This is a genomic window from Ktedonobacter sp. SOSP1-52, from assembly GCF_016587395.1.
Genome location: NZ_BNJH01000005.1, coordinates 547,897 through 562,049, shown reverse-complemented (window position 1 = coordinate 562,049; position 14,153 = coordinate 547,897). Strand labels below are relative to the sequence as shown.

Genomic DNA, 14,153 nt, shown 5'->3' with positions numbered 1-14,153 from the left:
GATGACGTGGAAATGAGCGTGCGTTAGAGCAAAGACAAACGTTGGGCCAACGCAATAGCTTCCGCGCGACGGCTCACGCCGAGCTTGCGATAGATGCTGCTGACCTGAGTCTTAATGGTGTTGCGGGAGACAATCAAGGTCTGCGCCATTTCAACATACGTTTGTCCAACTGCGAGCAAGCGTAACACTCGTTGCTCCTGGGTTGTGAGCGGGTCCAGGAGTGCAGGTGTTGGAGGGGAACTTGCTGTACGGTTCTCTTGCTCTTGCGCTCCTTCGGGCTGCACCGCGCCCCCCAAAGCCTGCCTCTGTTCCTCCTGTTCGAACGCTGTCAGCAATTTTTCCACGAAGAGCCGAAACGCTGCAGGTGCGGCATTCGTTTTGTGTTGCGGTTCGTTCAAGAAGCGTTGGAGCGAGTGGCGCATTGGTTTGCCAGCATCGAGGAACACACGAACATTGTCCTCTGGTTCTGTCAGAGTGAGTAGACGCATGAGAATAGCTCGCGCGTGTTCTCTCTCCCCTGTCTGGTGTAGCGCGACCACATAGAGCGCCAGAAAAGAGATTGTAATTTCGATGTCCTCTCGCTGGTCAAGGTGCTCGCTGAAACGTTCCAGGGTTTCGCGCGCAGCATGGTACTGCTGTTGCGCTAAGAAGACTCGAACCAGCATCAGCAACTCCCCTTGGCGCTCATTCTCCCAGGTGTCCTGAGAAAATGGCGCTTGTGCTGCCCAGCGTGCGGCCTGGGACTGGTCTCCTGTCGCTAGCCAATACCTTACCTGGGTAGAGATGAGCAGAAGATGGTGCAGCGAAAACCCCTGGCTCTGGATCAGGGCTTGTGTCTGTTGTAGTATCTGGGAAGCGGAAGCATGCTTCCCCGCTGCAAGTTCTATGTCTATCAAGCGTAGACGCCCAATAACCTGCAGATCTATTTGCTGGTAGGTCTCTGCATCCTGGATCAGTGTTCTCAGGAGGCAACGAGCCTCTTCCAGATGATTCCATTGATACAAAATGCACGCTCGCCAGTACGAAAAGTACCCTGCCAGGAGAGCATATCCATCAATCTGGGCGATCAGGTTGAGCGCCGTGACGCTTTCCTGGTGCGCCAGACGTAATTGTCCCGCCCTCAGAGCGATTCCGGCCAGCCATTGCATGACTTTGATGATTGCAAAGTGGCTCCCAGACTGCAATGCTTGCTGCTTTGCGTCCACAAAGCGCTGGACCAGGGAGGTTCCTTCTCCCAGCAAGGTCCAGTGCAGAATAAAGGTGACGGAGAGCGGGATCATCTGCCAGATCATCTCGTCTTCCTGATCCATGTGCTGCATGCCCTGCTCGATGAGGCGATACTGGTCTCGATCACCTCGTGCCGTCTCTTCAATCGCGTCGCTCCAGAGACGTAGCAGGAACAGACGCTGTTGGAGGAATGCCACCTCCTGAGCTTCTAGCATTTCTTCGCCTTGCTGCCTGAGCACTGCCTCCACCCGTGCCATCAAGTGTTCCACCTGCGTTCGTGTTTTCCCGCGTTGTGCGGCAATGATTGACGCGCTAGCATTCAGCAGATAGAGTGCCGCTGTTAGGATAATGCGAGCATGTTCGCGTACTTGTACCTCGGGGAGCGCCATGACCCACTGGTAGAGCGTCTGGCTCTCACCACGGAGCCAGAACTTCTCGGCTGTCTGCTCTATTAGCGTTACGGCATATGTAAAGTCTGCCCCTGCTAGCGCGTGTGTTATGGCTTCTTGCCACGCCCCTCGCGCTTCATACCAGTGTGCTGCTCGTTGATGGAGTAGTGGTACCAGTTCCGGCTGGGTGGCCTGTAAACGCGCGAGTAGCGCTTCACGAAAAAGATCGTGCATGCGATACCAACGCCGTTCTGTATCAAGGGGAACCAGGAAGAGATTGGCGTGCTCAATCGTTTCTAGCATTTCCTGGCTCCTCGCTTCTGTCGTGACGGCCTGGCAGAGAGAGGCGGTTAAGCGGCTCAGAAGTGAGGTTTGGAGCAAAAAGACTTGAAGAGGAAGAGGGAGACGCTCCAAGATCTCTTCCTGCACATAGTCCAGTAGATAGCGGTGGCTGCCGGTAAAGTTTTGCACCAAAGTAGCGTGATCCGCACGCTGTTGGAGACTGAGCGCTGCCAGTTGCAATCCCGCGATCCAACCCTCTGTACGACGCGCCAGTTGGGTTACTTCCTCGTCTTCAAGTGCGAGACCCATGGTGTATGTCAAAAAAGCAGCGGCTTCCTCTTGCAAGAAACGTAAATCGGCGTCCCGTAGCTCCAGTAATTGACCGCGAGCACGCAGTCGTGAAAGGGCCAATGGGGGATCAACACGGCTGGCAAGCACCAGATGCAGGTGCGTCGGGAGGTGTTCAAGTAGAAAGAGCAACGAATCATGAATAGTCTGCTCATCGATAAGATGGTAATCGTCCAGTAGCAGGATGGTTGGTTCTGTCAGAGCGCTCAGGTCATTCAAAAGTGTAGTTAAGGCAGTGGTGAGAGGCGTAGGTTGAGGCGAATGGAGCATTGCCAGGGCCACCTCTCCAATCCCAGGCACACAGGTGCGTAGAGCGACGAGTACCGAGACCCAGAAACGTATTGGATCATTATCCAGTTCATCAAGTGAGAGCCAGGCAATGGGGAAAGAAGCACGGGTCGCCCATGCAGAGAGCAGGGTGGTCTTGCCCCAGCCAGCGGAGGCAGAGAGCAGCGTGAGTCGGTGGAGAGGCGTGGCACCGAGCCGTGTAAGCAAGTGTTCTCGCGCTACTAACGAGGAAGGGAGACGCGGATGAGAGAGTTTGGTTAGTAGCAGCATCGGCTTGTGCCCGGAATGGTCTTGCGGAAAATCAGGTGGAAGAGTGGCGGATACCGTCTTGCTGCTGAGAATTTGAGCCACTTCTTCTAAGCGCGTGAAGGTCACATGAGGGGTTCGTCCAAGATAGTGTTTGTGAGTACGGCGAGCCGCGGTATGGTAAGCATACCAATATCCCTCGCCCCGTGAGCGAGCCTCTTTGAGAACGTTGAGATGGCCAGAGCGGCCCTGGAAGGAGAAGGAGGAATGCGTCGCTAACCAGGTAAACCAGGAATCTTCATCTTCCGCCATCAGGAGTTGGGGCTGTTGCTCCGGAACATGAAGACGATAGGCATTGTTCTCGCTCGACCAGATAAGTGTATGTGTGGGTCGCTTTGGCATGGATTCCTTTCACACAATATCTTTCATCCCCAACTCCCCAACAGGGTGAGTATAGCAGAGATGAAGAAAACAAATACGATTTGCAAGAGGCAACACAAGCGAGTGCCGTCCAATTTTGGACGCGTCAGCACTGAGAACAAGCCTTTCAACCGAGATTGCTTCTTGTCTCCCCAGCAAGGTGTTCAATTACCTCTCGGAGGACCTGTCCCCCGCGCACAACATCTTTCGCCGAAAGCCCTCCATACCCAAGAAGAAGACCATTGCGATCTGGCGTTCCGGCATAGCACGTATCTATCGTTGAAACAAGAATGCCACGCGCCTTTGCATCCTGAGCAACACGATGGGCGTCCAGGTCCGCGCGGAGTTCGAGATACGCATGCAAACCGGCATCAAGGCCACGTAACTGCGCGAGGTGAGCGATAGGAGCAAGAACCTCCTTTAACAACTGGCGTTTGTGTGCATAATGGTGCCGCATCCGGCGAATGTGTCGATCGAGATGCCCTTCTGAGAGCAGGATTGCCAGTGCTTGCTGTGTCGGCCAGGACGTGTGATAGTCGGAAAATCGTTTCAAGCGCTCGACTGGCTCCCGCAACGGTGATGGAACAAGCAGATAGCCAATACGTAAAGCAGGGGTAAGCACCTTCGAAAAGGTTCCGATGTAGGCTACATGCCCCGTGGTATCGAGACTGGCAAGTGCTGGCAGCGGAGGAGCATGGAAGCGAAACTCGCTATCATAGTCATCTTCGATAATCAGGCTATCGTTTGTTTGTGCCCAGTCGAGCAATGCCAGACGGCGAGTCACCGAGAGCCTGGTCGTAAGGGGGTACTGGTGGGATGGCGTGACATGGACAAGCACAGGAGCAAGCGGACTCTGGGAAAGCTGATCCACGCACATCCCATCATCGTCAACAGGCAACGGAAGAATCTGCGCGCCGCTAGCAGCCAGGATATGACGGGCTACAGGGTATCCCGGCTCCTCGAAGCCCACGAGGTCGCTTGGTCCCAGGATGGCTCGCGCGAGCAAATCCAGCGCTTGCGTTGCACCAGAAGTCACAATGAGATCTTCTGCCTGGCAAGCAATGCCCCTCGCTCGCCCAAGATAATCCGCCAGGGCCGCTCGAAGGCGTGGGTCTCCCTTTGGTGATCCACACATATTAGGTGGCAAGTGCTCAATGGCTTTGCGCCAGACCTCGTGCCAGATACGTGTCGAGAGGGGCGTGATCGTGGGAGTGCCAAGCCGAAATTCAATCGCATGGGGATCTGGCGAAGGCGCGGAGATCTCAGGGAGCGTTGGAGGACGAACCCATCTAGGACATGGGGGCGGAGAAGGGCGTGACAGGCGAGTGTGTAGCGGAAGATCCTGTCTGACGTAGGTTCCTGATCCATGCCGCCCCTCAAGGTACCCTTCAGCAAAAAGCTCATCATACGCTGCGATGACGACATTCCGTGAGAGGCCGAGATCTGCGGCGAATGCTCGCGTTGATGGTAATTGTACTCCGGCTGGAAGCAAACCATTGGTAATGGATTGGCGTAGTTGTTGCACCAATTGGGTATGGAGTGACTCCTTGTGCTTGCGATCCAGCGTGATTGACAGATCAAGGGAAGCTCTCGCCAAGGTGGGCACCTCTCCTTCAAGTGGTTCTTTTATTTTTGCAGCTAGTGGTCCTTTCTCTGCATCCACTTTCCTTGTAGTATAGCACAAAGAAGCAATCTTCAAGAAGAAATGAAAGGGAAAAAAGATGTTAGCATATGTATTTTGGCATCAGCGGGCGAGTAACGTAGCGAGAGAGGAATACCAGGAGAAGCTGGTCGCATTTCACCAGATATTGCAAGAGCGGCAACCACAGGGCTTTGTGGGTTCTCTGGTCCTGGAGATGGCCCAGTTGCCGTGGATGGTGGAGGGGAGTGAAGTGTACGAAGACTGGTATCTCGTTGAGAATTCGGCGGCGCTTGATCCCTTGGACAATGCAGCGGTTACCGAAATCTGCCGAGAGCCGCATCATCAGGTTGCGCGCCTGGCGAACAATGGTACTGGTGGCCTGTATCGTTTGAAGGAAGGGACAATCAATCTCACCCAGGTGTCTGAGATGCGTTTCGCTACCTGGTTCAGTAAGCCCTCCGGCATGAGCTACGACAAACTGTACGAAATTCTGCATCAGAGGCAATACGATCAACAAGACATCTTGTGGCAGCGGCAGATGACGATGGGGCCAGCACTGGAATATTGTTTACATGGTTCACAAAAAAGCCTGTTAGCAGAAGAGATCAAGGGCGTGCAGGTAGAAGTCCAAGCAATCTTCGCGCCTGGTCGATAAGCAAACGGGAAGAATAGTGCAAGAGATCGAAGACCCTGAACTTCGTCGATAATGCGTAGGAGGGGAAAATGATTCCCCTCCCATTCATCAGGAAATACACTTCAGCGAGAAGTTTGCTCCTGAGAAGTATTACTTGATTAGGGTTGCTTTGAGGTTAATGGGTGTGGCCGCGAGCGCTTTGGATACAGGACAATTTTCCTTGGCATCCTGCGCAAGTTTCTGGAAGGTCTCTTCGTCTATGCCTGGCACAACGGCATCGGTCTCCAGGTCAATAGGGTTGATGGCGAATCCGCTGGGCACCTGATTGAAGTGTACGCGCGCGGTTGTGTGCACTCTCGTTGGCGTGAAGCCAGCACTTGCGAGCGCGTTCGACAACGCCATCGAGTAACAGCCAGCGTGCGCTGCGCCAATGAGTTCCTCAGGATTGGTGCCGACAGTCTCATCGCCCATGCGTGATTTAAACGAATAGCTGCCCTCGAAGGCTCCACTCCCCACACGCATGGTCCCCTTACCCTGCCGAAGATCCCCTTGCCATTCGGCGTCTGCTGTACGTGTTGGCATAATTACGTCTCCTTTATGACTCTCATCAATTAGCTTCAACAATGAAGTGGTCCTTTTCATTGGACCTTATTTCCTCATCAAAGGAACACGGGCATATCTTAATTCCGAAGCGGGTTAAGGTGTACATGTCAGGATGAAATGGCTCTCACCTATTCGATACTGGCGTACAGGGGCGTCTCGCTAGTATCAAGCCAATCTCTGATATTGTCCTTCTCCTGCAGCTATTATAGCACTTTCTCATGCATAGACTGACTAAAATGCCCCCTTGATACTGAAGGGGAGATAAGGCATGACAAACAGAGAAAAAGACAGAACCCAATGCATTAGGTTGCGATATTTGGCTCATCCTCCAATAATAGGCCTTGTTTCTGTGCCAAAGCGATAACTTCCGCGCGTGATTGTACGCCCAGTTTGCCATAGATGCTGGTAAGATAGGCCTCGACCGTTTTAACGGAAATAGCGAGCCGCTGGGCAATCTCACTGTTACGTGTGCCCTGGATAATCAGGCGTAACACTGCGAGCTCGCGATTAGTCAGTTGTTCTACTGGTGTGAGAGCATGGGCTTCATACTCCTCCAGCACCTCGCGTACTTCCGGGTCCAATGTTCTTTTATTCTCTGCTACGTCTAGAACAGCCTGGCGGATATCACTGCTGCGGGCACTTTTGAGCCAGTAGCCCTTCACTCCCAACTTTAGCATCGTCTGGACATAGGTACTCTGCTCATAGGCAGTGAGTACCAGGATCGCTGGCGGCTTCTCATGCGCCAGCATTAAGCGCGCGACACTGAAGCCATTCATTCCTTTCATGGAAATATCCAGGATTACCACATCAGGCATGTAGTGTTGGCACAAGGCGAGAGCTTGCGCGCCATCACCTGCCTCGCCGACCACAGAGAACCCTGGGCCCTCCTCTAATAACCGCCTTGTGCCTTCGCGCATCATTGGGTGATCATCAACGAGCAAGATGCTAATGTTTTCTTTCATGGTCGTTTTCCTTTTACGCTCTTTCAAGAGAGGTGAAGGCATCATCTCTCTGGGAGAGCGTTTCGAGAATACTTTGTGATCTATATGTTGCACGAACAATGACGCCACGTCCAGGTTGTGTGCGTAGCTGTAACTGACCTCCTACCGCGATCATACGCTCGTGCATACCTATCAGACCTAGCTGCTCATGCTCAGGTTTGCCTTTGAGAAAACCACGTCCATTATCATAGATGAGCAATGAGGTACCTCCCATCGAGGTAGAGCGTAAGCGCAGCATCACGCGGCTGGCTTGTGCATGTTTGGTCACGTTGGAAAACGCTTCTTGCGCAATACGATAGAAGGCTAATTCAACCTCGGATGGCAGGCGGGTGTTGTCTGTTCTGGTACAAAACACGGTAATTTGCAGGAATTTGGTACGTTGCTCTGTCTGCTGAGCTAGCCAGCGTAAGGCCTCTTCTAACCCTAAATCATCGAGCAGCGGAGGGCGCAGTTCCAAACAGGTTCGGCGCAGGCTGCTCACCAGCGAGCGTGCAAGCGGCAATGGGGCGGAAACGTCGTTCGTAATGCTCGCATCTGATAGCTGTCGTACCAGGAGCAGCGCCTGTTGTAGTACCTCGTCGTGCAGTTCTAGAGCCACGTGTCGTCGTTCATCCTCTTGCGCTGAGATGACACGTCGATTCAACGCGGTAAGCTGACGCGCGTTCGCCTGGGTCTGTTCCAGGTAACGACTGTTCACTTCCAGCACGGAAAGCTGGGCTGCCAGCGTTGCCAGGAAGCTTTTATCCTGACGGCTATATGGCTCATAGTTTTGCTTTGGCCCCAGGCAAAGGAAACCATTGAGTGTATCACCGTCAGAGAGTGCTAACAGGAGCACACCATCGAGTAGAAGCGGTTCATCTGTGTGTGGCCTGATATGTGTGAGTGCCAGGTTCGCAATGGCTGCCAATCGCTCACCAGCCAGGAAAGGAGGTTCTGTATTGAGATAGATATGCCATGGTAGTACAAGGTATTTGTGGTCAGCGCTGGTCGTCGCATGGCCCTGCGTGCGCACCAGCAAGGCAACACCGGTGGCGTTTAGTAGCCTTGCCAGGCGTGGCAGAATAAACGCACAAATCTGGTCAAAATGTTGTAAACGTGTGAGTTCAGCACTCAACTCGCGTAGCGAGCGATTATATTCATAAAAGTCATGATAGAAAACCTGATCGCCGAGATTGCGGATGGCATGCCAGGCCTGGGGAAAGAGGCAGAGATTGACAATCAATAAGCCAGCATAACAGTAGTCTTGTACAATCTGTGACGCAATACTGTTTTGGATGGTTTCGATAAGCATAATGGTCGGAACAAGAAAGAAGCAAGCCAGCATGAGCCACATCAGGACCCGCATCACCTGGCGACTGAGCAGGCTGGTCAGGCCCAAGAACTGATGGCGGATCAGTGAGTAGCCGCAGAGAATGGGCAACAACATCAGAGGGGCAGGAAGCAGGTGAGTAAAACTGTTGAGTACGAATGAATTGGGAATGATCACATTATGCCTCAGTGCTTGCGCGAGCAAGAAAAAGGCAACGCCAGCAATCATTAACCGACTGATTTGCTTTTCAGAGGAACTGAGATGGCGTAGTCCCCAGAACATGATCCCGCCAATAATCAGGACGCAGACTCCCGCATATATCCCGATAATAAGCGCAGCCATTGAACGCGCCCAGGGGAGAAACAGGATGATGGGTAAATCGCAGGCAATGAGAACGAGGCCAATGATCAGGGGCGTATATGGTAAGAGCGGCAGCATTCGATATTTCTGTCCAGATGGGATGCGAGGCAGCAAGCAAACAAAGGTAGCAGCCATGCCCCATGTCATCGACCCCAGAATATAGAAGACGATATTCGTCCAGAGTTGACTTTGGGCATTCATCAGGAAGAAGAGATAGGAGGCACAGTAGAATAGGCCGTATGCCATACGCGCTGCTGGCCGGTCAGTGGCCCGAAGATAGATGGTAATCCCGGTCAGGCTAAAGATGATGGCCATAAAACAGGACACGACAAGTGATGAAAGGGGGTATGTAGAGATAGCTGAGTTGAGGTGAAGGACGATGTTGTGGCCAATGACCTGGACATAGATGGATGATGCCGTTGGCTGGCAATGCACCAGTGTCCCAGCCTCGGAATGATCAACAGGGAACGGTGCACTGATCGCGTGCACAAGCATCCCCGGCTCAATGCCATTGATCCAGGCATCGGTAAACATTGAGACATGCACAATACGGCAGACATCGGAGCGTCCCGCAACCGGGACAAGCGTGATATCAGATTGAGCTGGTTGAAATGAATTGGTATATGCCAGTATGATCACAAATACCTGAATGGTCAGACCGCACAGAATCACCAGCCAGCGATGCGTGAGGAAATAAGAGATTTTTGTTTTATCCATGCGATGTCCCTGCTTCTGAAGTTCTGAGCAACCGTTGCCTACAATATTGTAGCGGATTTGAGCGAGGAAAACATTAGGGGTTTCCCTGTAGACAGGTGCACCTTGGTGCCGTTAAGCTGACGAAAGTACAACCATCGTAAGATTCTATAAATTTTATCAGGAGAGCACTATGTCTTCTCTTTCTCGCTTAAGTCTTGCCAATCGCAGCATCGCGGCATTGGTAACGATAGCGGTGATACTGGTTGGAGCGTTTGTCATTCCATCGCTCAAGCAGGAACTCATGCCATCGTTGTCTTTTCCCGCGATTTCTATTGTCACGGTCTATCCTGGCGCTTCACCCCAGAGTGTGGAGCAAGAGGTCACTAATCCACTTGAAAAGAGTATTCAGGGAGTGCAAGGACTCCAACAAATAACATCTTATTCCAGTGAGGGTGTCTCTCAAATTATTGTGCAATATGACTATAGTGTCGATCTGGATAAAGCCAATCAAACGTTGACGCAATTGGTGAATAAGGCCCAGACAAGCCTTCCTTCAAGTGTGGCACCCCAGGTCAACACATTTAACATTGCGGATCAACCGATTATTCGCCTGGCTGTCTCCTCTTCCAGTAATCAGCAAGATCTAGCTGTGAAGCTGGACCAGGACGTCACGCCCGTTCTGGAAGGCCTGAATGGCGTAGGCCAGGTTCAGGTAACCGGCGTGCGCGCTCAGATCATCCAGATTACACTTGATCTCAAGAAACTCCAGGCGAAGGGATTGAGCACAAGCCAGGTGCAAAGCGTCTTGCAGGCCAACAATACGACGATCTCGGTCGGTGAAGTGAAAGACAATGGGCAGACCGTTGCTGTACGTGTCAATAACGCTGTCACAACGCTAGATGACCTGAAAAACCTTGTTGTGAGCGGGGGAAGCAGCACCTCCCAACAAACACCATCATCCATACCAGGCGGCCAGAAATTACCTCCTGGGATGACTTTACCCACAACGACAACCCAGTCTACCCCCTCGCAGCCAGTCAAACTCGAGGATGTGGCGACTGTCGAGCAAGTGTTGTCTCCCTCCACCACGCTGACGCGTACCAATGGGAAAGATAGCCTAGGAATCTCCATTACAAAAAACTCGAATGCCAATACCGTCTCTGTTTCCCAGGAGGTGAAGAACAAACTATCAGAGCTAGAACAAAAGCTCGGCTCAGGGGCAACGATTACGGTCATTGCCGATCAGGCCCCATCGATCCAGGCCTCAGTAAATGACCTGGTCAGAGAAGGCGCCATTGGGGCTGGATTCGCGATTCTCACCATTTTGCTCTTCCTGCTTTCAATCCGTTCTACACTTGTGACCGCCATTTCTATCCCTGTTTCTATCATCATTGCTCTGATTGGACTGTGGGTGGGTGGTTTTTCACTTAATATCCTGACGTTGGGTGGTCTGACCATTGCTATTGGGCGTGTGGTTGACGACTCCATCGTTGTGCTGGAGAACATCTATCGCCATCTGCACTCCGGTGAAGAGAAGCGCGCTGCGGTTCTCAATGGCGTACGCGAGGTCGCAGGCGCCATCACAGCGTCAACGCTCACGACGGTTGCCGTCTTCTTGCCGATTGCCTTCACCACCGGCCTGGTTGGAGAGTTCTTCCAGCCCTTCTCAGTAGCTGTTACCATCGCGCTTCTGGCCTCGCTATTGATCGCACTGACCATTATTCCTGTACTGGCCTACTGGTTCCTCAAAACGCCCAAACGCGCACAGCACGCGGATAGCCACGAAAAGGTTGGTATTCTAGAAAAAGCCTATGTGCCAATGATCCGCTGGGTCACACACTATCGGGTCGTAACCCTGATTATTGCGCTGGCCCTTCTGGTCTCGGCTGGCTGGGGTGCCACTAAGCTGGATACCAATCTGATTGGGAACTCTAGCTCGAATAGTTTCACCATTAGCCAGCAATTGCCAGCCACCGCTGATCTGGATACCACAAACAAAGCAGCTCAAGAAGTAGAAGCGATCCTGAAAAACATTCAGGGTATCAAGAACTATCAGGTTACCATTGGATCTGGTGGTGGTGGTGGTAGATTCTTCGGATCGTCGGGCGGAAGTACGAATACCGCTACCTTTGCCGTGACCACGAATGATGGTGTTGATCAAACGACGGTGCAACAACAAGTCAGCGATCAAATAAAAACGCTGAGTAATGCTGGCACTATTACGGTTGCGGGTTCCCAGTCTTCGGGCAGTAGTTCTACGTTATCGATCAATGTGCAGGCCTCCGATGAGGGAACGCTGAATCAGGCTACGCAAGAGGTGCTTGATTCCGTTACGCAAACCCCCGACTTGAAAGATGTGACCAGTTCACTGATCAATGCTGCGCCATTAATCGATATCCATGTGGATGGAGAGAAGGCGCTCAAGTATGGGTTAACGCCTGCACAGGTTGGACAAGTACTGCGCACTATATACAATGGCACAACTGTCACCAATGTGACGCTGAATGGGAAGACGCAGGAAGTTGACCTCAAGTTTGGAGACCCAGCAACGACCGTTGAGGGGATGAAGGACATGCTCATCCCTTCAACGACTGGCACCGTGCGCCTGGGAGACCTGGCTTCTGTGACGCAAGTCAACGGTCCAACTCAGATCACACATGTTAGCGGTTCCCGAACCGCAACGATCAGCGCAACCGTAACGAGCCAGAATGTTGGAGCGGTCAGTGCGAATGTACAGAACCGCTTGAAAGCGCTTAGCCTGCCAGCAGGAGCGTCCTTCTCGTTGGGGGGTGTTTCGTCAATGCAGAGTCAAGCTTTCCAGAGCCTCGGCCTGGCTCTGCTGATCGCTATTCTGCTCGTCTACGTCGTTATGGTTGCAACGTTCCGCAGCCTCCTCCAGCCATTACTGCTTCTGGTTTCGATTCCGCTGGCGGGTACAGGATCGGTCGCGCTATTGCTCATCACCCATACCGCGCTTGGTCTACCAGCGCTGATCGGTCTGCTGATGCTGATTGGTATTGTGGTAACGAACGCCATTGTACTCCTTGACCTGGTGAATCAATATCGCAAGAAGGGCCTGGACGCGCGTACGGCAGTCATCGAGGGCGGAAGGCGTCGCCTGCGCCCCATTCTGATGACCGCAGTAGCAACCATCCTGGCGCTAATTCCGATGGCGTTGGGCGTGAGCGGTTCAAGCGCGTTCCTTTCGGGTCCATTGGCAATTGTCGTGATTGGCGGTCTGACCTCATCGACCTTCCTGACATTGTTGATTGTGCCCACCCTCTATACCATTGTAGAGGATATTCGTGGACGCTCAGGCTCATTGCCTTCCCAGGAGGAACTCCCGCCAGTTCCAGAGCCTCAGTCACAAATGGTCTAGTATGAGGCGCATACGTGGTTCTCTTGAAAGAGAACCACGTCGCGTATACCCAAGAAATAGAGGCTTACTCTGCACGGCGAATGCCCGACGAGTAAGCCTCTATGTGGGCAGGAGAGGATAGCCAGCACAGGCTCCCTCAAGGATTCATGCATGTCTCTCCTCGTCAAAAACTTGTCCGGACAAAATTTGCCAGTGGAGTCATCAACGTGGGGCCTATGACAACGGGAGGCACCTCTGCCAAAAATGAATCGCACCCCCTAATGAACTCTGGTTTGACATTTCATCTCTCCACTGCGTATACTTGGGCTAGCATTACTTCTAAGAAGGAGCAGTATGGGCAGCCCTGGCATGATGTAACAACCGAGCTATTCACCTGTCAAGAGGATAGCAAATTCATGTTGCCACAACTCACTACGCGCAAAAGCGTAGGTGGCCTCTACCCATACGTGCTTTTTGATTCAGGAAGGAATGTTACTCCATGTCTTTACCCCTGCATCTCCCGCAAGATGTGCTTGCCAGGCTCACGTCCGATCCCACTATACCCACCACTATACCTACGCTTCTAGATGCCCTGCTGCTCGGCGTCCAGCAGATGCTTGGGCAGAACCTTGTCGGCCTCTACCTGCGCGGCTCCCTGGCAATGGGCGATTTTGATCCCCTGGCCAGCGACGTTGACTTCTTCGCAGTCACCGAGCATCTGCTCACGGAGGCGGAGTTCACTGACCTAACCACTATGCATGATACGCTTGCAAAGCTGCCCAATCCATACGCGAAGCACCTTGAGGGAGCCTACATTCCCCGCGTCTCGGTACGGCGTTTCACCCTGGGCGAGCGGCTCCCAACGCTCTTCCGCCAGGAGCAGCTGAAGTGGTACGAGCATGACTATAACTGGGTGCTTGAGCGCTGGGTCGTGCGGGAACACGGCTTGACGCTCTGTGGTCCCGCACCGACCACGCTTGTTGACCCTATATCAGCCACTGACCTGCGCGAGGCAGTGCGCTTAAGGATGCCGGAATGGCTGCGCTGGGCCAACCAGCCTGATGATCCCGATTGGCAGCTTCACCTGGGACAGAAAGCCTACGTCATCCAAACCATGTGCCGTGCCCTCTGTACGCTTGCCACGGGCACGCTACCCAGCAAGCCGCAGGCCGTCGCCTGGGCGCTAGCGACCCTGCCCGAACCCTGGCACAGCACCGTCGAGCACTCGCAGGCCTGGCACAACAAGCAAACGTTCGATGCGTCCCTCAATCCCGAGATACAGCGCTTCATTCGCATGGCTGTCTCACAAGCAGAAGGAGATTTGCGATGACGAAATTTCACCTGGATACC

The 14,153-nt window shown here is 53.0% G+C and carries 8 protein-coding genes; 3 read left to right on the top strand and 5 right to left on the bottom strand.

What is annotated here, in order from left to right; genetic code table 11:
* Positions 1 to 23 precede the first annotated feature (23 nt).
* On the bottom strand, positions 24 to 3,182 hold the full coding sequence (locus JMJ16_RS43120; RefSeq protein ID WP_201391660.1) for a LuxR C-terminal-related transcriptional regulator: 3,159 nt from the start codon (positions 3,180 to 3,182) through the stop codon (positions 24 to 26).
* Positions 3,183 to 3,327: 145 nt separating this feature from the next.
* Positions 3,328 to 4,806: a PLP-dependent aminotransferase family protein gene (locus JMJ16_RS43115; protein ID WP_374229163.1), complete on the bottom strand. Its 1,479-nt coding sequence runs from the start codon at positions 4,804 to 4,806 to the stop codon at positions 3,328 to 3,330.
* A gap of 115 nt (positions 4,807 to 4,921) precedes the next feature.
* On the opposite strand from JMJ16_RS43115, the gene JMJ16_RS43110 reads away from it, so the two are divergent.
* Positions 4,922 to 5,497, top strand: coding sequence for a hypothetical protein (locus tag JMJ16_RS43110; protein ID WP_201391656.1), 576 nt, complete (start codon positions 4,922 to 4,924; stop codon positions 5,495 to 5,497).
* Between the two features lie 129 nt (positions 5,498 to 5,626).
* Here JMJ16_RS43110 and JMJ16_RS43105 read toward each other — a convergent pair whose 3' ends face one another.
* The 3 genes from JMJ16_RS43105 to JMJ16_RS43095 form a co-directional block, all read right to left on the bottom strand.
* Positions 5,627 to 6,058 carry an OsmC family protein gene (locus JMJ16_RS43105; protein WP_201391654.1) on the bottom strand — a complete coding sequence of 144 codons (432 nt, stop codon included), beginning with the start codon at positions 6,056 to 6,058 and terminating at the stop codon, positions 5,627 to 5,629.
* 323 nt (positions 6,059 to 6,381) lie between these two features.
* Complete coding sequence (locus JMJ16_RS43100; RefSeq protein ID WP_201391652.1) at positions 6,382 to 7,041, bottom strand: response regulator transcription factor; 660 nt, start codon at positions 7,039 to 7,041, stop codon at positions 6,382 to 6,384.
* 13 nt (positions 7,042 to 7,054) lie between these two features.
* Positions 7,055 to 9,466 (bottom strand): ATP-binding protein, encoded by a 2,412-nt coding sequence (locus JMJ16_RS43095; RefSeq protein ID WP_201391650.1) that lies wholly within the window; start codon positions 9,464 to 9,466, stop codon positions 7,055 to 7,057.
* A gap of 169 nt (positions 9,467 to 9,635) precedes the next feature.
* Between JMJ16_RS43095 and JMJ16_RS43090 the strand changes: the two genes are divergently transcribed.
* Positions 9,636 to 12,824, top strand: coding sequence for an efflux RND transporter permease subunit (locus JMJ16_RS43090; RefSeq protein ID WP_201391648.1), 3,189 nt, complete (start codon positions 9,636 to 9,638; stop codon positions 12,822 to 12,824).
* A gap of 478 nt (positions 12,825 to 13,302) precedes the next feature.
* The gene (locus JMJ16_RS43085; RefSeq protein WP_201391646.1) at positions 13,303 to 14,133 is read left to right on the top strand and encodes an aminoglycoside adenylyltransferase domain-containing protein; all 831 of its coding nucleotides are present in this window, start codon (positions 13,303 to 13,305) and stop codon (positions 14,131 to 14,133) included.
* Positions 14,134 to 14,153 lie beyond the last annotated feature (20 nt).